This is a genomic window from Bacteroides sp. OF03-11BH, assembly GCF_003604005.1.
GTDB classification, from domain to species: Bacteria; Bacteroidota; Bacteroidia; order Bacteroidales; family Bacteroidaceae; genus Bacteroides; species Bacteroides ovatus.
Genome location: NZ_QTMW01000001.1, coordinates 290,343 through 311,963, shown reverse-complemented (window position 1 = coordinate 311,963; position 21,621 = coordinate 290,343). Strand labels below are relative to the sequence as shown.

The window sequence follows — 21,621 nt, the reverse complement described above, 5'->3', positions numbered from 1 at the left end:
TTACTTATAAATATTTTATGGGATTCGTATTTATTTTACTCAATTGGAGTGCAAAATTAGGAAATAAATCCCGGATTATGGAATAAAAAATTTCTTTTGTATATTGTTCGCTTTCGTAATGACCAATCTCTGCCATCAGAATATCACCCTCGTGGCCGAAATAATCATGATATTTGATTTCTCCCGTAATAAAGACATCCGCACCCGTCCGAATTGCCTGTGGAAGCAGGAAAGCTCCGGCACCACCACATAAGGCAACCTTCTGTATTTCTCTCCCCGTCAGTTTGTTATGACGTACACAACCCACTTCAAAGATTTTCTTGATGCGTTTCAGAAACTCGAGTTCCGTTTCCGATTCATCCAATTCACCTACAATTCCCGAACCTGCCTGCAACCAGTCATTCTGCAACGGATACAAGTCAAATGCCGGTTCCTCATAAGGATGTACAGACAATAAAGCCTTTATAACTTCCGCTTTTTTATATATAGGAAGAATGGTTTCAATCCTCACTTCATTTTCATGATGCAGTTCACCGATTGTTCCACAGAAAGGATGCGTTCCCTCTTTTGCCCGGAAGGTTCCCTCTCCTTTCAGATTGTAACTGCATGAATCATAGTTACCTATATTTCCGCATCCGGCTGCAAACAACACTTCGCGCACACTATCGGCTTGTGCATCCGGCACGAAAGTCACCAGCTTAATCAGACAGTTCTCTTTCGGTTCGAGCACTTTCAGATTCTTCAACCCTATTTTCTCTGCTATCTTATAATTAACTCCACCTTGTGCATTATCAAGATTAGTATGTGCTGAATAGATCACAATATCATTCTTTATTGCTTTCAGTATGCAGCGTTCCACGTAATCTTTGCCCGTGATAGATTTATAGCCCTTGAAAATGAGCGGATGGTGCGATATAACGAGATTGTACCCCAGCGCGATAGCTTCATCCAACACAGCTTCGGTAACGTCAAGACACAACAAAGCCCCTGTTGCTTCCGCTTCTGTCAATCCGATTTGCAGGCCGGCATTATCAAATCCGTCTTGCAATGGCAGAGGCGCGAATCGTTCAAGGGCGCTTACTATTTCCTTAATTTTCATTATTGGTAGAAAATTTGGTTGCAAAGATAATAAATAAAATAGGAATTAACATACTAAGTGATCGTTTTTTAGAGAATTTATCGTTATCCATTTTTTGAGATCCCCGTAAAAGATATAAAATACCACCCAGAAACTATCAAAAAGGACCTAAAAACTATCTGTTGATAGAAATTCCCCTAAATTACGTCTGATTCTCCCCTACCAAGGTCGACAAAATATCTTAAACTTGCATCATCAAAATTTTTACAACGAATACTCACATTTTAAAAACAACACATATGAAAAGTTTAAGCTTCAGAAAAGATTTGGTAGGAGTTCAGGAAGAATTACTACGTTTCGCATACAAACTGACAACAGACCGCGAAGAAGCAAACGATTTGCTGCAGGAAACCTCATTGAAAGCATTAGATAATGAAGATAAATATACACCCGATACAAATTTCAAAGGATGGATGTACACCATCATGCGCAATATCTTTATCAATAATTATCGTAAGGTAGTTCGCGACCAGACATTTGTTGACAAGACCGATAACCTTTATCATCTTAATTTGCCGCAAGATGCAGGGTTTGAAAGTACTGAAAGGACATACGACCTGAAAGAGATGCACCGTGTAGTCAATGCTCTTCCGAAAGAATACAGGGTTCCGTTCGCCATGCACGTTTCCGGATTCAAATACCGTGAAATTGCAGAAAAACTGAATCTTCCGTTAGGTACCGTAAAAAGTCGGATCTTCTTTACCCGTCAGAAATTACAGGAAGAACTAAAAGACTTCCGCTAAACCATAACTATATCCATATAAATTTTAGATTAAACAGTTAATTTCATTTTTCAGTTTTATCAATAGGCAAAAGGCAAAAAGAGTTTATATTCTTTTTGCCTTTTGCCTGTTTTCATCGGATAAATTCGGATAAAAACCGGTTCCGGAATAAAAACTAATTATAAATTTTCGCCTAAAGCTTCCGTTATTTATTGAAATTCTGTACTTTTACTTCATCTAAATAATGAATACGATGAAAACAAATTTGACTTTACTGCTCCTGCTAGTTATGATGGTTTCTTGCCAGCCCAAGAAAAGTGATAGTATCGAAATGTCCGTAGCCGAGGCTGCAAAGATTGACAATATCGAAGATTGTGCGGCAGATACGGTCAAAGCTACCGCTATCTTCTGGATTGATAAAGTAGAAACCAAACACTGCAAAGAGTACGGTTTTCGCACAATCAAAGCTAGGGTGCTCATTCGCGAAGACGGGAAGGTTGATTTGCTGTCTTCGTCAAGAAACAATCGCCTGATGTAGAGAAGTATATACGCCATCACCTCTCTAAATTTCAAGTAACGGAAAAGATGTTTGAAGGCGGTTATGTGCAACCCGGAGAACAATTCGTGCAGCTTCGCTGCTTATGGGGAATGTTGAAAGGCAAATAATAAACACGCTAATAACCGGTTAGCTTTTGCTTTTCATTTGCACCTTATTTATCATTTGTACCTTGTTTTTCAGTGCATACCGTTCGTCTACGACTCTGTCCGTAGGGAAGAAAGTGAAAATAAGCCGCCACTCTCCTTCCTTATAGATAAATTTACGTCCACTGGCTCCACGAAGAATTGCTTCGTATTTTTCCTGCAGGAAAGCCTCGATATGTTCCGGCATTTCTGTGCCGGATGCTGAAAACTCCACTGTTATAAAGAAGTGTGGAATAGCTATTTCAGCTACTTTATGGAATATCTGGTCAATAACAGTCATTTCCTGGGTTCTTTTGTTACCTCCAGCAGTTTTCCGTATGCATCAAAAGATCGACGCGAAGCCAATGAAATAGTAATCATTAGCGATAGCATAGATGCTGTGAAAGTAATCACCATAATCATCATCTGATACTTGATAGCGACATTCGGGCTGCTTCCTCCCAGAATTTGTCCGATCATCGTGCCCGGAAGAGCCACCAATCCCATCACGGCAATGTTCGCAATCAGGGGACTAAACGATTTAATGATGGCCTGCCGGATAAATGGAGCCTGCGCTTCCTGCCTTGTTGCTCCGTTTCCCAATAAATACCGATATAGTTGCTGTTCACGTTTCAATCCACTATAATAAGTATTCAAAGCTATTACATTGCTCGACAGCATATTACCCATCAGAATTCCAAATATTGGAATAAAGTATTGGGCGCTAAATATATTATCCAGTTGGAGAACAATACCGATAAAATAGATGCCTACCAATACAACACTACAAAGAAATCCTACCGTAATAGGGATTAATAAAACACTACGTTTCAACTGAGTACGTACCAATGCGGTCTGCCCGGCCACGAATACCATAATTATCACCCAAAGAAAATTAATCCAGGGATTGTTCCATAAAAAGAGATATTTCAGATACATGCCGATAAAGAACAGCTGGATAATCATCCGTAATGTACCAATCACGGCAGGTTTCAGCAATCCCGTTTTAAATTTCCAAAGGTAAAAAAACGGAATGGCAAGCAATAGTAGCCCTATAAAGAGATTATAATATGATATATCAATCGTTCCCACAATATATTCTTAACAATTCTATCCGATTTGCGTTACAGTTCAATTAATTACAGTTCTATTAAATAATGACAGCCCGAAGCAAAGTCCTTATCATGTGATACGGCTAACACAGCCGTTCCTCTTTCCGCCTGTCGCCGGAAAAAAGACAGGACTTTACCGGTTGATCCGGCATCCAAAGCAGAAGTCGGTTCATCTATGATAATGAGAGGTTTGTTGAGCATTGCAGCCACAGCCAACATAATACGTTGGCGTTGACCACCCGATACTTCATTCACCCTCTTTGTATATAATTCGTGTTCCAGCCCCAATTCATCGAAACAAGTGAAAAGTCTTTCTTCCGAAAAAGGAACAGAACGATTCACTTTCAGTCCGAACGGGAGAGCCACCATCTCTTTGACCCATTCAAAAGGTAGTGCCAATTCTTGAGGAATCCATGCAATCTGTCTGCGGACACTATCGATAGTCGATATATCAAGCAATGTTTCCCCTACCTGTATAGATCCTTCTTTCAAAGGCACAAACCCCATTACCGCATTCAGCAACGAAGTCTTTCCACAACCGGATTGACCGACAATGCAAGCCGTTTCTCCCCTTTCCAACTTCATACTGAAACCGGAGAAAAGCACTTCCGTACCAAAAGCAATACAGGCATTATTAATATGTAACATCTATTTGTTCTCTTGAAAATCCTGCCAAAATTATATTTATTGAAGTTCCGCCACCCACTTCTCAATGTTTCGTGTTTCAGCACTAAAATTCACTCCAATCTTAAAAAGTGTTCGCCCATCACTTTCGAAAGGTTTAGCATAATGCTTTTCATTGATCTGCTGCAAGGCTTCTTCAGCCGTACCCTCCAGCTTGAATTCCATGACATAGATAAATTTATCAGTCTGCAAAACAAGATCGATACGGCCCTGGCTCGTGTGATATTCCGCTTTTACATAAAAACCGACTAATTTGAACACGATAAAGAGAACATTCTGATAATGCAATTCCAAATCGCGAACCAATTCATAAGGAGTATCTGCAAAGAAACTCTGAAGACGACGGAAAAAAGAATCATAATCTCCCGAACGGACTTCGCGGACAAACTTCTGAATCTCAAAAGATGATTCTACGGCATTTATATTGGCATAAAAAGGCATGAGATATTTCACAAAACCTTCCTCCACTTCACGATTGGGAAATCCCAGGCGATAAGTTTCAAATTCACGATCGTAGCCTTTTATGGTAAGATAACCGCTCTGATAAATCACAGGGATAGGATTGTCGGAAGTTGAATCAATACTATTCAGTACGTCGGCACTAGTTTCTTCATGAGCCATCCGGTGAAGATCGTAATGATGTTTTTTTAGTAATTCGACCAGATAAGTAGGTGTGCCCGTTTCAAACCAGTAGTTGCCAAACACATTGTATTTAAGGGTGTTAAGTATACTGAACGGATTATACATACCTATAGAATCATGAGTGAAATGATAACCATCATATCTTTCACGCATTTCTGTGCAAATTTCATCATACGTCAAACCTTGCGCATCGGCAAATTCATGCAATTCAGTTTCAAAGTTCTCATGCAACTCACGATCACTGATTCCGCAGATTTCTATATACTGCTGACGCATAGAAATATCCTCCAGATTATTCAGATCGCTGAATACACTTACTTTTCCGAATTTTGTAACTCCCGTAAGCATACCAAATTTAATGCAGCCATCCTTGCTTTTTAAAGCTCCATAGAAAGCCTTCAATGTATCACGAAAACTCTTCTGGAGTTCATCATTACCAATCGCCTGTAACATAGGCTTATCGTATTCATCCACAAGAATAACGACACTCTGGCCCTCTTTCTCACAAGCACGCTGAATAATACCCTCGAAACGCATAGCTAGAGAAGTTTCTGCAGATTCCGCTCCATAGATTTTTTCCCATTCCACCAATGTGCGATTCAGCTTATTTTCAAGTCTTTCCGGTGTATCGTATTTTTCTGTATTGAGGTCAATATGCAGGATCGGATATTTAAACCAGTCTTTTTCCAGTTTCTCTATCGCCAATCCTTCGAAAAGTTTTTTCTTCCCTTGAAAATAGGCTTCCAAAGTAGACAGTAACAAACTTTTCCCAAAACGACGTGGACGACTAAGAAAATAATAACTGCCAGTTTTCACCATTTGATATATCCAAGCAGTCTTATCTATATAGCAATAACCTCCTTTACGGATTTTCTCGAAGTTCTGTATGCCGATAGGATAAATTTTATTACTCATATACTCATAACTTTATAAGTTGACAGATACAAAGATAGCCTTTTCCACCCAATAACACAAAGTCCGATACGAAAGTTTTTTCATATCAGACTCAAATGATAGCCCCTATTTATTTCATCATCTAGTGTAATTTTGCCAATTTTCATTTATCTTTGCCTTACTAATTAATTCAAGAAAGTTATGATACTGAACGAAAGAGACGCTCGTCACGAGCATATATTGCAGGTAGCACGTCAGATGATGACGGCTGCGCGCACTGCTCCGAAAGGAAAAGGAATCGATATTATTGAAGTGGCCCTCATCACTGATGAAGAGATTAAACAATTATCGGACACTATGATAGCTATGGTAGAAGAACACGGAATGAAATTCTTCCTTCGTGATGCCGACAACATCCTAAGTGCCGAATGTGTTGTACTGATAGGAACACGCGAGCAGACACAGGGCTTGAACTGCGGCCATTGCGGATTTGCCACCTGTGCCGGACGTACTGATGGAGTTCCCTGCGCATTGAACAGCATAGATGTAGGTATCGCAATAGGTTCCGCGTGCGCCACGGCAGCCGATTTACGCGTAGACACACGCGTCATGTTCTCCGCCGGATTGGCAGCACAACGCCTGAACTGGCTGAAAGACTGCAAGATGGTAATGGCGATCCCCGTAAGCGCATCCTCCAAGAATCCGTTCTTTGACCGGAAACCGAAGCAGGAAAACAATGCATAACAGTCACATCGATGCAGAAAACAAACTGACTTTAGATGCAGACAATAAACTGATTTTATAAATAACTAAATATATATAGTCTAATGGGAATCATGGTTGGACTCCCCAGCCCAAGCGGCTCGGAGAAAGATTTGCAGTTGAACTTCGGCAAAAACATGACCGTACAGGTAGAAATGAGAGCACCTCATTTGCCTGCCGAATGGCACATGCAGAGCGGTATACAGTTAACATGGCCACATGCCGGTACAGATTGGGCCTACATGCTGGCGGAAGTGCAAGAGTGTTTTATCAATATTGCCAGAGAAATAGCGAAGCGTGAATTATTATTGATCGTCACTCCCGAACCGGAAGAAGTGAAAAAGCAGATAGCTGCTACTGTCAATATGGATAACGTCCGCTTTCTGGAATGTGCCACCAATGACACATGGGCCCGCGACCACGGAGCCATAACAATGATAGATACCGGCACCCCTTCCCTGCTCGACTTCACCTTCAACGGCTGGGGACTGAAATTTGCTTCCGAACTGGATAATCAAATTACCAAACATGCCGTAGAAGCCGGAGCCTTGAAAGGCCAGTATATAGACCACCTCGACTTCGTACTCGAAGGAGGTTCTATCGAAAGCGACGGAATGGGTACATTGCTTACCACTTCCGAATGTCTGCTTTCTCCCCAACGAAACGGACGACTGAACCAGGTAGAGATAGAAGAATACCTGAAATCAACCTTCCACCTGCAAAAGGTGCTTTGGTTAGACCACGGTTATCTGGCCGGTGATGATACCGACAGCCATATCGACACTTTGGCACGCTTCTGTTCTACCGACACCATCGCTTACGTGAAATGCGAAAACAAAGAAGACGAACATTACGAAGCACTGCTCGCAATGGAAGAACAGCTGAAAACATTCCGCACCTTAGCAGGAGAACCCTATCACCTATTGGCCTTACCCATGGCAGACAAGATAGAAGAAGACGGCGAACGCCTGCCTGCAACTTACGCCAATTTCCTGATTATGAACGACGTTATTCTTTACCCGACATACAATCAGCCGGCGAATGACAAAAAAGCAGGAGAAGTATTGCAGCAAGCCTTTCCAAACCATCAAATAATTGGAATAGACTGCCGTGCCCTGATTAAACAGCACGGTTCCCTACACTGTGTCACCATGCAATATCCGCTGGGCGTTATAAAGGAGTCATAAAAGAATTACAAAGGAGCCTATAAAGGAATTATAAAATAATGAATGAATCAACCCACTAATTATTCATCATGAGAAAGATAAAAGTCGGAATCATCCAACAATCCAATACCGCAGATATTAAAGCCAATCTAATGAACCTCGCAAAGAGTATCGAGGCTTGTGCCGCTCACGGCGCACAACTGATTGTGCTCCAGGAGTTACACAATTCACTTTATTTTTGCCAGACAGAAAACACTAACCTGTTTGATCTTGCCGAACCGATTCCCGGGCCTTCCACAGGCTTTTATTCCGAGTTGGCAGCAGCTAATAAAGTAGTCCTTGTCACCTCTCTTTTTGAGAAACGTGCTCCCGGACTTTATCATAATACCGCTGTCGTATTCGACCGCGACGGAAGCATTGCAGGAAAATACCGGAAAATGCATATTCCCGATGATCCGGCTTACTACGAAAAGTTCTATTTCACTCCGGGAGACATTGGTTTTGAACCGATTCAAACTTCTTTAGGAAAACTGGGCGTATTAGTATGCTGGGATCAATGGTATCCGGAAGCTGCCCGCCTGATGGCACTAAAAGGTGCGGAACTTTTAATTTATCCTACCGCCATTGGCTGGGAAAGCAGCGACACGGACGATGAAAAAGCCCGCCAACTCAATGCCTGGATTATTTCACAGCGCGCTCATGCCGTTGCCAATGGACTTCCTGTTATCTCCGTCAACCGTGTAGGGCACGAGCCTGATCCTTCCGGACAGACAAATGGTATCTTATTCTGGGGAAACAGTTTTGTAGCAGGACCACAAGGGGAATTTCTGGCACAAGCCGGAAACGATCACCCGGAAAACATAGTAGTGGAAATAGATATGGAACGTTCGGAAAACGTTCGCCGTTGGTGGCCTTTCCTTCGTGATCGTCGGATTGACGAATATGATGGACTTACCAAACGCTTTCTGGATTAAAGGCTTACCCACATACCTTCATTGCAGGAGGTTTATCTAATAAAGAAAAAAGAAGGGCACAGAGTTCAAACCTAAATTTAGAATTCTGTGCCCTTTCAATATATCATCATAAATAACTATCTCATTGAAACGTTATTTTTTTGTTGGCTAGGAAATTAGCCCCTCCATAAATAAACAATCCCAGGAATTGAGCCAGATATTCATTCACGTCCAATCCTTCTGCCAATAAGACAAGAAATAAGAACTGTGCGGTGTAAGCCACGGCAAAAGCAGAACAAAAGAGCAGTATCTGTTTCCAGATACTATTCTTTTTATTTTCTACGGGGAATATCCAGTATTTGCACCAGATAAAGTTATGGATTTGAGCTATCAGATACGCTGTTATATTAGCCACCATATAGTCACCATCGAATGACATTTCTTTCATCATTAACCATACAACCAACGCCATAATTAAGGCGTTCATTGTACCGATGACTATAAAACGGAATATGCGTACAGATTCTTTCACTCGCCCTCTTTCAGATCAACGATCAAATTCAGTTCATCAAGTTGAGTCTGGTCGATTGCAGACGGTGCATCCAGCATCACATCACGTCCGGAATTGTTTTTCGGGAACGCAATACAGTCGCGGATAGAATCCAAACCAGCGAACAAAGATACCCAACGGTCGAGTCCGTATGCCAAACCACCGTGAGGAGGTGCACCATACTTAAAGGCATTCATCAGGAAGCCAAACTGCGCCTGTGCCTTTTCCGGAGTGAATCCAAGAATCTCGAACATCTTCGCCTGTAATTTCGCATCGTGGATACGGATAGATCCGCCACCAACTTCCACACCGTTCACTACCATATCATAAGCATCTGCACGTACAGCTGCCGGATCAGTATCCAACATCGGAATATCTTCCTCTTTCGGATGAGTAAACGGATGATGCATAGCCATCAGACGACCTTCCTCCTCGCTCCATTCGAACATCGGGAAGTCGATCACCCAAAGACAAACAAACTTATTCTTATCACGCAACCCCAGTTGAGCGCCCATTTCCAGACGAAGCTCACAAAGTTGTTTACGTGTTTTCATCACATCGTCGCCGGACAAGATCAGAATCAAGTCACCCGGTTTAGCACCGAATGCCTCTTTCATTTGCTGCAGCACTTCCTGCGTATAGAATTTATCCACGCTCGATTTTACAGTTCCGTCCGCTTCTACACGGGCATACACCATACCTTTTGCACCAATCTGCGGTTTCTTTACGAAGTCCGTCAGTGCATCCAGTTGCTTACGAGTATAAGTTGCAGCACCTTCGGCACAGATACCACCCACATAAGCAGCATTATCGAATACAGAGAATCCGTGACCTTTCATGATATCCATCAGTTCCACGAATTTCATGCCGAAACGCAAGTCCGGTTTGTCACTACCATAATATTTCATGGCATCCGCCCAAGACATACGCTGGAACGGTTCAGCCAGTTCCACGCCACGCAGTGTTTTGAACAAATGTTTAGCCATTCCTTCGAAAGTAGTAATAATATCTTCCTGCTCAACGAAGCTCATTTCGCAGTCAATCTGCGTAAATTCCGGCTGACGGTCGGCACGCAAGTCCTCATCACGGAAACATTTTGCAATCTGGAAGTAACGGTCGAAACCGGAAACCATCAACAACTGCTTCAATGTCTGCGGAGATTGCGGAAGTGCGTAGAACTGTCCCGGATTCATACGTGACGGTACTACGAAGTCGCGTGCACCTTCAGGAGTAGAACCGATCAAAACGGGCGTTTCCACCTCGATGAAGCCCAGGCTATCCAGATATTTGCGAACTTCAATCGTCATTCTATGACGCAATTCCAGATTAGAGCGGACAGCGTTACGACGCAAATCCAGGTAACGATATTTCATGCGGATATCATCACCACCATCCGTATTATCCTCAATAGTGAACGGAGGAGTCATAGCCGTATTTAGTACGTTCAGTTCGGAAACGATGATTTCAATGTCTCCGGTAGGAATGTTTGCATTCTTGCTGAAACGTTCATTAACCGTTCCTGTCACTTGAATGACGAACTCACGTCCCAGTTTATTAGCACGTTCACAGAGTTCAGCATTAATTTCTTCGTTAAAGACCAACTGGGTAATTCCGTAACGGTCGCGGAGGTCGATAAAAGTCATTCCTCCCATTTTACGGCTGCGCTGTACCCATCCAGACAGCGTAACTTGCTTGTTTACATCAGAGATTCTTAGTTCTCCACATGTGTGCGTTCTGAACATATATTTTTTATTTAAACGATTATCACTCGCGTTTCTATTTTGATTGAACCAAAACTGCGCAAAAGTACGCAATAATTTGTAATTCGTTGTCAGTAATCCGTTATTTTATCAGACTTTCTTTGTCAGCTTTTTCAATATTTTCTTGTTTCTGTCTGTTATATTGTCGACGATGGCTTCATTCATCAATTTGATACCATTCATATATTCCTGCGCTCTTTGGAGCACATTGGCAGCATCCTTTTCCGACGCTTGCGGCACCACTACGCGCAATCCCCTTTGAATCAACTCAATGTTCACATTGGCGTCCGTTTCCATGGGGTCGCCGTCAAAGTGCACTACTCCCGGAGTAGTGCGACGGATGCACAACTGCTTGCAACGGAAAGTCTTGATACGGCTATTCTGATCGATTGTCTTATTGAATAACTGGAAAGCCAATGAAGGGACATCCAATACGGTGAACGGTTCGAGAATGGTTACATCCAGCAAGCCATCCGTCAGCGTAGCTTGCGGGGCGATATAAGCATTGTTTCCATATTGCGAAGCGTTTCCGCAGGCAATCAGGAAAGCCTTATACTTGGAAACTCCGTTTTCCGTTTCCAGTTCATACGTTTCCGGTTCATATTTAAGACTCTCTTGCAGGGTTTTTTCCAGATAAGTCAACACCCCGCGTTTACCGGCATGCGCAAACTTCAGACTAACAAAAGCATCGAATCCCACTCCGCAAGTGCAGAAAAAATCCGTCCCGTTAATCTTACCATAATCTATTACGTCCATGCAACCTTCGTTCAGCACTTCCAGCGCCCTCTTCGGTTCCATCGGTATATGCAGATGCCTCGCCAGTCCATTACCCGATCCGCAGGGAATAATTCCCAGTGCGGTATCAGTATGCACCAACGAACGAGCTATTTCATTGATTGTCCCGTCCCCACCGATAGCCACTACTATATCAGTCTTCTCTTCGGCAGCTTTAGCAGCTATTTCTACTGCATGACCGGCTCTCTCCGTATTCACTACTTCCCAAGAGTATCTCGCCTTGTCTATTTTTTCGTCCAGCAAGTTAAGAATCAATTCTTTACTTTGTGTTCCCGAAATAGGATTGACGACGAATTTTATTTTTTTCATTCTTTCGTTCATGCTATTCTTGTCGATTGTAGACGACAAAAGTAATATAAATATCTTAAATTTTAATCTATTAGAGGTTTCTAATCACATGAGGGCAACTTTTTTCTCTTAAAAAGAACAGATAAAAGCAAATTTTGTTATCTTTGCCCCCTGTTTTTAAACACTTGTTAAGATAAAAGGATGTAAGATCGTCAGCGAACGATCTGAGTATGAGTATAATAAATTATAATTCATGGGATTATTACAAGAGAAGTTAGCTAAGTACGACCTGCCACAAAAGTTTATGGCACAGGGCGTTTACCCATATTTCCGTGAGATAGAAGGAAAGCAGGGTACAGAGGTAGAAATGGGCGGACACGAAGTGTTGATGTTCGGTTCCAATGCATACACTGGCCTTACGGGAGATGAAAGAGTGATTGAAGCAGGTATTAAAGCCATGCATAAATATGGTTCCGGATGCGCAGGCTCGCGCTTCTTGAATGGTACACTTGACCTGCACGTTCAGTTGGAAAAAGAACTGGCTGCCTTTGTAGGCAAAGATGAAGCACTCTGCTTCTCAACCGGTTTTACGGTGAATTCGGGAGTTATTCCTGCTTTGACAGATCGCAATGATTATATCATTTGCGACGACCGCGACCACGCATCTATCGTAGATGGCCGTCGCCTCTCCTTCTCTCAACAACTGAAATATAAGCATAACGATATGGCGGATCTGGAAAAGCAACTTCAAAAGTGCAACCCGGATTCAGTGAAGCTCATCATAGTAGACGGTGTGTTCTCTATGGAAGGCGACCTGGCAAACTTGCCCGAAATCGTACGCTTGAAACATAAATACAACGCTACTATCATGGTAGACGAAGCTCATGGCTTGGGTGTATTTGGAAAACAAGGACGTGGTGTTTGCGACCATTTCGGTCTGACTCACGAAGTTGACTTGATTATGGGTACTTTCAGCAAATCATTGGCTTCTATCGGTGGATTCATTGCTGCTGATTCTTCTATCATCAACTGGTTACGCCACAACGCACGTACTTATATATTTAGTGCGTCCAACACTCCTGCTGCTACTGCATCTGCTCTTGAAGCCCTCCACATCATCCAAAATGAACCGGAAAGGCTTGAAGCTTTGTGGGAGGCTACCAACTATGCATTGAAACGTTTCCGTGAAGCAGGATTTGAAATCGGTGCAACAGAATCACCTATCATTCCTCTTTATGTACGTGACACGGAAAAAACATTCATGGTCACTAAATTGGCTTTCGACGAGGGTGTATTTATCAATCCGGTTATTCCTCCGGCATGTGCACCGCAAGACACTTTGGTACGTGTGGCATTGATGGCTACCCATACAAAAGATCAAATTGACCGCGCTGTAGAAAAGCTGGTTAAGGCATTTAAAGCATTGGATATTTTATAATCTACGTAAAATAGATTACCCATATCAAGTAAATAAAATAAAAGTCTGACACAATAGATATGCCGGACTTTTATTTTATCTCCCCCCCCAAAAAAACAGGAAATCGAACTATAAACGGAGCCTCTGTTTTTTCCCTCTTTATCCGAAATCCAGCTACTCCTCAACATGCCTTATTTTATTCACTCTTAAGTACTTCCGCCGGATTCTGTCGGGCAGCTTTCCATATGCGCCAGATGATGCAGAATAGAATAATAATCGCCATTACAGCGAAAATCCCTACATATACCCAACCGTTAATCGCAGTTTGTCTCACATACGTTTCAATCCATTGCCTCATAACCACATATCCCATTGGAAAGGCTATGACAGCAGCAATAATCAGCAATAGGAAGTATTCACGGAAAAACATCTGCAAGATATGACGAATTTGCGCCCCGTTCACTTTACGTATGGCAATCTCCTTTTGACGTTGCTCACACGATAGAGTGACCAATGAAAAGATTCCGAATACGGAGATGAGTACACAGACCAATGACACGAAGCTCAATAGCTTCATCAGTGCATCTTCGGAACGAAGATATTTACCATATTCCTCCTCCTCGCTAAACAACCGTAAGTAAGCATTGGGAAATTCTTCTTTGTGGAGTTTTTCTATAGCTTCACGACATTCATTCCAAGTCCCCTCTTTGAATTTAAAAAGGATACTGGCACGATTCAGGAGATACTCTTGTGCTTCGGGACGCTGGAACGCAATAAGTCCCGGTTTGCTGGTAGGAGAACGATAACTAAAATTCTTCACCACTCCGACAACTTTGTATGCAATATCCTGACGACCGTTGATGTTATTGCCGAAAGTCTTTCCCAAAGCATGTTTCCATCCGAATTTCAGGCACGTACTTTCATCAACCACAACTTCATTCTGCAGGCTCTTTTCAGATATAAATTCACCTTCCAGTAATTTTAAATCATAAAACTTAAAGAATTCCTCCTTTGCCGGCATTATGCCAACAAGCTGTGTTTTTTCTGTCACTTTGGGTAGCCCATCCCAATTGGTTATTTCTACATACATCATCGGACCGACTGGAATAATTGGAAAGTACACAGGAGGTAAAGTTTCGGTTACCATAGGCAAAGCTTTTATTTTCTCCACCCATTGATTAATGTCTCCATTCCACAATGCCACATTAGCCACACGATGACGTTCCATACCTAAATCCGTATTTTTCAGGAAATATAGTTGCTTCATGATGACAACTGTGCAGAAGATAAAGGCAAGGCTGACAATCAACTGTACGATAATACCTATTCTGCGAAATAAGTACGGACGGGCAGTAGCAACACCTCCTTTGATTGTTTCCTGCAATGTTCGACGACGAAAATAGGATAATGGCATCAGTGCAAACAGAAACGACAGGATGATTACTGCCAGAAGATATACTAAGATTTCTCCATAATATGAGCTGGCTTCTATCTGCGTAAAATTCAAAAACTGGGACATACTCATCTCCACCAGCAGCAATCCGCCGATCAGAGCAATACATAAAAGCAGCAATAATTCAATGGCAAACTGTACAGACAAAGCTTTATTGCTTGCTCCATTCACCTTACGAAGTGCCATTTCACGGTTACGCATACAAAGCCGGCTGATAAAAAGCGTCAGATAATTGAATAACGAACAAATAATCACCAGTCCGCCCGCCAAGGAGAAATAGAATATATAACTGAAAGAGATAACAACATCTGCTTTATCTACATAATCCGAATAGCGCAAAGCTGACATCCGGGTAATCAACAAATCGGAAAGTTCGCTCTCTTTCTCAATATCGTTGATGCAAACAGTGCTCATTTTTGTTCGGAATGCGTCTATATCTGTTCTTTCACGTACACGAATAAATAGCTGCTCATTCGAACTTCCCCACCGAGGAGAATGTCTTGCCGGAGCCAGTATATTATATGGAATATTGGAATGGTTAGACCATCCACTCACAATTGCTCCTATTTTACATACGCGTCTGCCTACTTCCACCTCTTTCCCCAATGCATCCTCTTCTTTGCTGAAGAGCCGCTTCGCAAATTCTTTAGTGATAGCAACTTCCTGACCATCACATTTCAGGAAGTTGACAGTACCTTTCAATAATTGTATATCAAAGAAGTTCATGAAAACAGAATCTGCGGCAATCATTCCGATCTCCTGCTCAGTATCTTCCATACGGAATTTTACATGATGTGCGGTAAAAGCGGTTACAGCTTCTATCTCCGGCATTTTGTCTTGCAAATATTTCATTAAAGGATATGGAGTAAATTTGCTTGTACCGGGTTCATTGGCGTAATGCGCACGCACCAGATAAATGCGTTCGGCACCCTCATGGAAGTTATCATACGTCATTTCATAACGTATCCATAAAGCAGACAGCGCAAAACAGGTAAAACCGACTGCTAATCCGATAATACTAACAAGACTTTGTGTCTTATACTTCATCAGATTGCGAAAGGCTACTTTCAGATAGTGTTTTATCATGATATACTTTTTATTGATGGCTTGTGCTTACATACTAACCTCGGTCACCACCTGTCCGTCAAACAAGTTTATGACACGGTCGGCATAACCGGCATCGTGTTGTGAGTGGGTCACCATGACAATGGTGGTTCCCTCTTTATTCAGTTCGCTCAATAGCCCCATCACTTCTTTACCGTTTTTGGAGTCCAGGTTACCGGTTGGCTCATCGGCCAGAATCAGTTTAGGGTTGGCCACGACGGCACGGGCAATGGCAACGCGTTGCTGCTGACCACCGGAAAGTTGTTGCGGAAAGTGTTTGCTACGATGAGTAATGGCCATTCTCTCCATAGCTGACTCTACCCTCTTTTTCCGTTCGGCAGCGGAAATACCCATATAAAGCAAAGGAAGTTCGATATTTTCGTATACGTTCAACTCGTCTATCAGGTTAAAGCTCTGAAAAACGAAACCTATCACGCCTTTGCGAAGACTGGTACGTTGCGACTCGGTATACCGGGAGACTTCTGTTCCATTCAGATAATACTCTCCTCCTGTCGGGTTATCAAGTAGCCCCAGAATGTTGAGCAATGTTGACTTACCACAGCCGGAGGGACCCATGATGGCTACAAATTCACCTTGTTTCACTTCGATACTGACGTTATTCAACGCCCAAGTTTCTACTTCTTCCGTTTTGAAAATCTTCTGTAAGTCAATGGTCTTAATCATAACTGTATTGTTTTTAGAATTATTATTTTTATTCGTTTTTGATTACTTCTGCGAGATTGAGACGTGCAATCCTCAGTATTTTAAAGATTATGGTAATTACTGTCAATAAGGTTACTCCCCCAAATATGCTTCCCCAATATAATATTCCATCATTAAAAAATACGGTGTACATTTGTTTCCACAGTTGCAATACCACGTAAATGAGCGGAAAGGTGATGGCGGCAGTCACCATCAGCAAAATCAGGTACAAACGTGCAAACAGCCAGATGATGGAACGTATTCCGGCTCCGTTCACTTTGCGAATGGCAACCTCTTTCTGGCGGCGTTCTGTATCGAGCGTAATGCTGGAATACACTCCCAACAGGGTAATGATGATGCTTACAATTGCAAAAAACGAGATGATATCTTTCAGAATATATTCCACTGCCTGCACTTCGTACAAATCATCCTGAAATGTACGTACTTGGGAAGAAATATTCTCCGGCAGCACTTCACGACGGATGGTTTCCATCCATTTCATGACTTCTTTTTGCTGTTCAGGGTAACATTTCACATAGCAGTGACCTATGTATTCGGAAGAATCATAAAGTGTGAAAGCATATCCGCCATTATGGTTATGTACATCTGTTTGAAAGGGGGCACATACTCCACAAACGGTGAAATCAGTGGTCTGGTCGTAAAGGTTCATTCCGATAATATCTTTCTTTTGTTTCTTCTGCCAGACTCCATCCATTACGAGATCCTTTTTTGTCCGGATCGTCCTGCCCTCCATTATCGGAATATTCATAAAGGTGAAGAAATTCAATGGTACACACATTACATTGATATCAATCCAAGAGTTGTCATTTCCTTTCTCCGTCATTAACAAGTTTCCGGATACCCCGTGAGTATAAGATATATCAGATAACAAAATGTCTTTCACACCGGCATGCTGCCTGAAACGTTCTACCATTTCCTGTTTTTCTTTGTTTTCCAGAAATGGATAGTCCAGCGGGATACTTAGAATCGCTTCTTTATCTTCCTGACTTAACGTATGAAATAAAGTTTCAGTCACCTTTCCTGATTGCAAAAACAGGCTGACAGTCAGCGCTACGAATATCCAGCAAATAAAGAACTGGACGCCGAGCATAAAGTTACGTCCCCACTGTTTCCCGCGACGTTTTTGACCTCCATAGATACCTGTCTGTATGGAAGACCTGCGAATACGGACGGATACCAGCAGACAGACTGCCACGCAAAGCAATGCAAGAAAAACAATGTATTGCAGAATATGCTTTAATAGTGTTTCAGGAGGGAAAGTCATTGTGAGGCCTGGCAAAGAGAAATCCATTCTATCTCCAATTAGTTCGATACCCCATATCACCAAAAATGAGGATGTAAATACAATCATCAGTGACTGTGTTAATAACAGGCAGAACAGTCGTTTCCAGTCAGAACCAAGCATTTTCATTATGGCGTATTCCTTAGTGCGATTCAGGAAAGAGCCGATGAGAAAATGAAAGAAATTAATCAATCCGACCAACAATATCAATATGCCGACAATTCCGGTGACCCATCCCAGAATATAAATACCTTTCTCCTGCGACCGATCTCCTATATAACGGGCAACAACGGTATAAGTCTCGTTATATAGACTATAAGTATAGTCGCGCTTGGAAAATTGTTTTTCCAAACCGGTAATGCCAACCTGCGGAGATAACAAAACGTATGTCCGGGCTCCCGTTATATCGCGACGTTTCGGACTCTGAAAAAGTCCCTCACTGTCGTTGATAACCAATGCGTCGGTATGACACATAAAATTAAAATCATTGTTCAGTGGAAGATCTTCCATCACTGCTTGGATTGTGTACACAATACCTCCTGTCTTTGGTGTACTGTCCGGAGAAGTATAAAGCCGTCTTGTAAGAGTCAGGTGTTTGCCAATGGCAGTCTCCACCTGACCAAATATCTTTATGGCAGTGGACCGGCTTATAATAACCGCGTTGGGCATCCGGCTTGCTGTCCGCCAGTTACCAACTACCATTTGCGGAGTAAAGACTTTATTGTATAGGGTATCGACTTCTATAATTTCAAGATCGTATGGCAATGATTTATCCGGAGACAGTTCAACCTGAAAAGAGCGTTCACGGGGATATGCCATACAAGAGATCGCTTCCACTTCACCCATAGCCCAAGTACGGAGTTCTTCGGATAATGCTACTTGTGTGCCGGAAAAATAGTCACCAGTCTGTTCATTATAGAGATTTAACTCGGCTATGCGGGAATAATTGTCAAAGCAATGATTGGTAGATTCTACAAAACGACTGCAATACATACATATACTAAAACACAGTAGTCCTACTGCCAATCCGATGGTGGAAATTATATTCTGTGCCTTGTACTTCCACAAGTTTCTAAATGCTACTTTGAAATAGTGTTTTATCATAATATCTTAGATTCATTCAGTTTTTATAATTTTAGCAGGATCAATATGCGCAATCTTGTTTATTTGCCAGAATAGAGTCCCTAAAGAAATACCACCAACCAATAACAAAGCTATCAAAAAGATTCCTATACCTATAGGAGCTTTCACTACAAAATCCTTTGTGTATTCATATATCAGATACCAGGATAATGGAAGAGCTACTGCAAAAGCCCCACCTAATATGACAAGATACTTGCGTCCTAGTAAAAGATATAAATCTTTCAGTGATGCTCCATTCACTTTGCGAATTGCAACCTCATGGGAACGCTGCCTAATGTCAAATAATGAAATACCAAACAAGCCAAGACAAACTATTACAATAGCTATACAAGCGAAAAGAGCATAAACAGAAGCTATCTGGCGATCATTTTTATAAAGTTCAGCCACATCGTCCTTCAACAAAGAATATTTAAAATCCTCTGTACCATACACTTTCTTTTGAATACTTTTCAAATAGTCAATAACTGCCTGTTCTTTGCCGGAGTGGCAATATATCTGATATAAATCACCGTCTAATTGACTACCAACCATAAAGACCATCGGATGGACACCTGTACTAATATGTCCGTCATAATAATCGTCTATTACAGCAACAATAGGTTGAGCCGGAAAATCCGGGACGTTTCTTTTCATCATTTCATCAACCAGCATAGCTCCCTCACATTGCGTATATCCTAAGGCTTTCAATGCCGCACGATTTACAACGGCCACTCTATTTCTTGAGTCTTCATCCATTTCCGGCAGACTTCCATCCACAAACGCAAGATTGAAAACTTTAAAGAAATCAGGAGTAACATAAGATTGCAACAACGCAACTGTTTCTCCTTTTACACTTTGAAAGTTTGTAGAATAATAGTCTCCCAAAATAGATGAATGTCCCGTCGTCCAATACTGAATATCCGGACAACTCTTCATGAGTTGGTCTATTTCAGTAATCCTCTCTTGCCGTTGTTTGATAGTCTCCATAGTGTAAACTGCGAAATCTCGTGATTCATATATCAAGTTTGCTTGAATTACAGACTCTACACGAAAACCAGGATCGGTATGTAACATAAAATTCAGTTGCTTGCTGAAATAGATTGATAATACCACTAACAGGAAAGTAATCATATATTGCAGAAAAAGAAAGATCATACGTGAACGAACCGAATGGTTATCTGTACCTACCTTCCGGATTGAAACAGCCAACAAAGAACGTTGGCACTGCACAAACGCATAAATAGATACTAACAGAGGCAAAAACAACAAAATAGAGAATGATAATATCCCATCAAATGCAGTATACATCAGCTGACTGCCAAACATGGATGATACAGGAATATTTGTCACCTCTACAATGAGCCAGGCTACTATCATGGAAGCAGCGATCAATAAAAAGTTTTCTATGAATATTTGCTTAAACAACGCTTTTCTATCAGCTCCAAAAACTTTCCGCAAGCTATACACCTTACCTCGTTTCACCATCAATACCAGATAAAGATTGATGAAATTCATCACACCTGCAAGTAATATCAACAGGCAAATTCCTCCTAAAATAAATAGTTGGGAACGGTTTCCGCTAACTAGCATATCTGGTCCGGATCGACCAATTAAAGCCCGATCCCAATACATATCACTTATAGGAACTAGAGAGAAAGTGTATTTCCGACTATCCCCGCTACGAGCATCCTGATTGATAAACCGGGGATAACTCCCGGCCTTATTGGCTTTCATTACTTCCGTTTCTGAAGTGAAACGGATAAAATCCAAAGGCATACGCTCCCATAATGATGATAGTTTTGAAGAGAGGACCAAGTCAAAATTAAACATCCGCTTATTAATTGGTTCCTCTAATATGCCTGTCACCCTAATCTCCTTTCCATTCGAATAAGTGAGAATCTTGCCAATAGGATTTTCTTTGCCGAAAAGTTTTTTAGCAAAACCCTCCATTAACAAAACTGACGCCGGATCTTCCAAGGACACTGAACCTTGTAACACACGGTAAGGGAAAAGTTCAAAATAAGCACTATCTGCTGCCATAGCTTGAACAGGAATACGATTTGACTGATAGGTCAAATAATCATTTTCGAGCAACACGATGCGTGAACGCGTCACTATGCCACTATTATCAATGTAAACACTATCCCGGCTCCCTATTTCAGCCACACTTAATACCCGATTTCCTTCAAACGTTGTCTGTACACCATACACTTGATTACGATCAATGCAATGTGTGTCTACTGTAAGCTCACGATGAATATAACGAAGCAAAATAATGCAACAAGCTAAACTAAAGGCTAACCCGAGCAAATTAATAATAGTATATGATTTTGTACGCAACAAAAAGCGTATCGCATAGTACAATGTTTTCAT

General features: G+C 41.7%; 17 protein-coding genes and 1 pseudogene. 6 read left to right on the top strand and 12 right to left on the bottom strand.

Features of this window, described 5'->3' with window-relative positions; genetic code table 11:
- Positions 1-4: 4 nt before the first annotated feature.
- Entirely contained in the window at positions 5-1,099 is a 1,095-nt protein-coding gene (locus DXA54_RS01410; protein WP_008647557.1) for a Nif3-like dinuclear metal center hexameric protein, read from the bottom strand.
- A 278-nt stretch (positions 1,100-1,377) separates the two neighbouring features.
- Between DXA54_RS01410 and DXA54_RS01405 the strand changes: the two genes are divergently transcribed.
- Positions 1,378-1,881, top strand: coding sequence for an RNA polymerase sigma factor (locus DXA54_RS01405; protein WP_004303051.1), 504 nt, complete (start codon positions 1,378-1,380; stop codon positions 1,879-1,881).
- A gap of 232 nt (positions 1,882-2,113) precedes the next feature.
- Positions 2,114-2,526: pseudogene (locus DXA54_RS01400) on the top strand (DUF4891 domain-containing protein).
- Positions 2,527-2,545: 19 nt separating this feature from the next.
- On the opposite strand, the gene DXA54_RS01395 reads toward DXA54_RS01400, so the two are convergent.
- The 4 genes from DXA54_RS01395 to DXA54_RS01380 are packed head-to-tail and all read right to left on the bottom strand — an operon-like array spanning position 2,546 to position 5,894.
- Positions 2,546-2,842 (bottom strand): hypothetical protein, encoded by a 297-nt coding sequence (locus DXA54_RS01395; RefSeq protein ID WP_004308920.1) that lies wholly within the window; start codon positions 2,840-2,842, stop codon positions 2,546-2,548.
- The gene (locus DXA54_RS01390) at positions 2,839-3,633 is read right to left on the bottom strand and encodes an ABC transporter permease (protein WP_004308919.1); all 795 of its coding nucleotides are present in this window, start codon (positions 3,631-3,633) and stop codon (positions 2,839-2,841) included. The genes DXA54_RS01395 and DXA54_RS01390 overlap by 4 nt, the downstream gene beginning before the upstream one ends.
- 47 nt (positions 3,634-3,680) lie before the next feature.
- Positions 3,681-4,301, bottom strand: coding sequence for an ATP-binding cassette domain-containing protein (locus tag DXA54_RS01385; protein ID WP_004308918.1), 621 nt, complete (start codon positions 4,299-4,301; stop codon positions 3,681-3,683).
- Between the two features lie 36 nt (positions 4,302-4,337).
- On the bottom strand, positions 4,338-5,894 hold the full coding sequence (locus tag DXA54_RS01380; RefSeq protein ID WP_120078839.1) for an ATP-binding protein: 1,557 nt from the start codon (positions 5,892-5,894) through the stop codon (positions 4,338-4,340).
- A gap of 180 nt (positions 5,895-6,074) precedes the next feature.
- Between DXA54_RS01380 and DXA54_RS01375 the strand changes: the two genes are divergently transcribed.
- From DXA54_RS01375 to DXA54_RS01365, 3 genes are all read left to right on the top strand, one after another.
- A complete protein-coding gene (locus DXA54_RS01375; RefSeq protein WP_004303057.1) occupies positions 6,075-6,617 on the top strand; it encodes a ferredoxin domain-containing protein in 543 nt (180 codons plus the stop codon).
- 83 nt (positions 6,618-6,700) lie between these two features.
- Complete coding sequence (locus DXA54_RS01370) at positions 6,701-7,822, top strand: agmatine deiminase family protein (RefSeq protein WP_008647563.1); 1,122 nt, start codon at positions 6,701-6,703, stop codon at positions 7,820-7,822.
- Between the two features lie 68 nt (positions 7,823-7,890).
- The gene (locus DXA54_RS01365; RefSeq protein WP_008647565.1) at positions 7,891-8,775 is read left to right on the top strand and encodes a carbon-nitrogen hydrolase; all 885 of its coding nucleotides are present in this window, start codon (positions 7,891-7,893) and stop codon (positions 8,773-8,775) included.
- A gap of 121 nt (positions 8,776-8,896) precedes the next feature.
- Here the strand turns inward: DXA54_RS01365 and DXA54_RS01360 are convergent, their stop codons facing one another.
- From DXA54_RS01360 to DXA54_RS01350, 3 genes are all read right to left on the bottom strand, one after another.
- A complete protein-coding gene (locus tag DXA54_RS01360) occupies positions 8,897-9,286 on the bottom strand; it encodes a GtrA family protein (RefSeq protein ID WP_120078838.1) in 390 nt (129 codons plus the stop codon).
- Positions 9,283-11,046, bottom strand: coding sequence for an aspartate--tRNA ligase (gene aspS, locus DXA54_RS01355; protein WP_008647566.1), 1,764 nt, complete (start codon positions 11,044-11,046; stop codon positions 9,283-9,285). Before aspS ends, DXA54_RS01360 begins: the two co-directional genes overlap by 4 nt.
- Before the next feature lie 108 nt (positions 11,047-11,154).
- On the bottom strand, positions 11,155-12,180 hold the full coding sequence (locus tag DXA54_RS01350) for a diacylglycerol/lipid kinase family protein (RefSeq protein ID WP_004303062.1): 1,026 nt from the start codon (positions 12,178-12,180) through the stop codon (positions 11,155-11,157).
- 220 nt (positions 12,181-12,400) lie between these two features.
- Here DXA54_RS01350 and spt point away from each other — a divergent pair, with 220 nt between their 5' ends.
- Positions 12,401-13,585, top strand: coding sequence for a serine palmitoyltransferase (gene spt, locus DXA54_RS01345; protein ID WP_004311645.1), 1,185 nt, complete (start codon positions 12,401-12,403; stop codon positions 13,583-13,585).
- Between the two features lie 175 nt (positions 13,586-13,760).
- Here spt and DXA54_RS01340 read toward each other — a convergent pair whose 3' ends face one another.
- The 4 genes from DXA54_RS01340 to DXA54_RS01325 are packed head-to-tail and all read right to left on the bottom strand — an operon-like array spanning position 13,761 to position 21,621.
- A complete protein-coding gene (locus tag DXA54_RS01340; protein WP_120078837.1) occupies positions 13,761-16,103 on the bottom strand; it encodes an ABC transporter permease in 2,343 nt (780 codons plus the stop codon).
- Positions 16,104-16,130: 27 nt separating this feature from the next.
- Positions 16,131-16,805: an ABC transporter ATP-binding protein gene (locus DXA54_RS01335; RefSeq protein ID WP_008647569.1), complete on the bottom strand. Its 675-nt coding sequence runs from the start codon at positions 16,803-16,805 to the stop codon at positions 16,131-16,133.
- Positions 16,806-16,833: 28 nt separating this feature from the next.
- Positions 16,834-19,230: an ABC transporter permease gene (locus tag DXA54_RS01330; RefSeq protein WP_008647571.1), complete on the bottom strand. Its 2,397-nt coding sequence runs from the start codon at positions 19,228-19,230 to the stop codon at positions 16,834-16,836.
- 12 nt (positions 19,231-19,242) lie between these two features.
- Positions 19,243-21,621 carry an ABC transporter permease gene (locus DXA54_RS01325; RefSeq protein ID WP_004295922.1) on the bottom strand — a complete coding sequence of 793 codons (2,379 nt, stop codon included), beginning with the start codon at positions 21,619-21,621 and terminating at the stop codon, positions 19,243-19,245.

Excerpts from the sequence above, each read along its gene's own strand:
- DXA54_RS01410 (WP_008647557.1), bottom strand. The coding sequence starts at position 1,099 with ATGAAAATTAAGGAAATAGTAAGCGCCCTTGAACGATTCGCGCCTCTG.
- DXA54_RS01405 (WP_004303051.1), top strand. The coding sequence starts at position 1,378 with ATGAAAAGTTTAAGCTTCAGAAAAGATTTGGTAGGAGTTCAGGAAGAA.
- DXA54_RS01395 (WP_004308920.1), bottom strand. The coding sequence starts at position 2,842 with ATGACTGTTATTGACCAGATATTCCATAAAGTAGCTGAAATAGCTATT.
- DXA54_RS01385 (WP_004308918.1), bottom strand. The coding sequence starts at position 4,301 with ATGTTACATATTAATAATGCCTGTATTGCTTTTGGTACGGAAGTGCTT.
- DXA54_RS01380 (WP_120078839.1), bottom strand. The coding sequence starts at position 5,894 with ATGAGTAATAAAATTTATCCTATCGGCATACAGAACTTCGAGAAAATC.
- DXA54_RS01375 (WP_004303057.1), top strand. The coding sequence starts at position 6,075 with ATGATACTGAACGAAAGAGACGCTCGTCACGAGCATATATTGCAGGTA.
- DXA54_RS01370 (WP_008647563.1), top strand. The coding sequence starts at position 6,701 with ATGGGAATCATGGTTGGACTCCCCAGCCCAAGCGGCTCGGAGAAAGAT.
- DXA54_RS01365 (WP_008647565.1), top strand. The coding sequence starts at position 7,891 with ATGAGAAAGATAAAAGTCGGAATCATCCAACAATCCAATACCGCAGAT.
- aspS (WP_008647566.1), bottom strand. The coding sequence starts at position 11,046 with ATGTTCAGAACGCACACATGTGGAGAACTAAGAATCTCTGATGTAAAC.
- DXA54_RS01350 (WP_004303062.1), bottom strand. The coding sequence starts at position 12,180 with ATGAACGAAAGAATGAAAAAAATAAAATTCGTCGTCAATCCTATTTCG.
- spt (WP_004311645.1), top strand. The coding sequence starts at position 12,401 with ATGGGATTATTACAAGAGAAGTTAGCTAAGTACGACCTGCCACAAAAG.
- DXA54_RS01340 (WP_120078837.1), bottom strand. The coding sequence starts at position 16,103 with ATGATAAAACACTATCTGAAAGTAGCCTTTCGCAATCTGATGAAGTAT.
- DXA54_RS01335 (WP_008647569.1), bottom strand. The coding sequence starts at position 16,805 with ATGATTAAGACCATTGACTTACAGAAGATTTTCAAAACGGAAGAAGTA.
- DXA54_RS01330 (WP_008647571.1), bottom strand. The coding sequence starts at position 19,230 with ATGATAAAACACTATTTCAAAGTAGCATTTAGAAACTTGTGGAAGTAC.
- DXA54_RS01325 (WP_004295922.1), bottom strand. The coding sequence starts at position 21,621 with ATGAAAACATTGTACTATGCGATACGCTTTTTGTTGCGTACAAAATCA.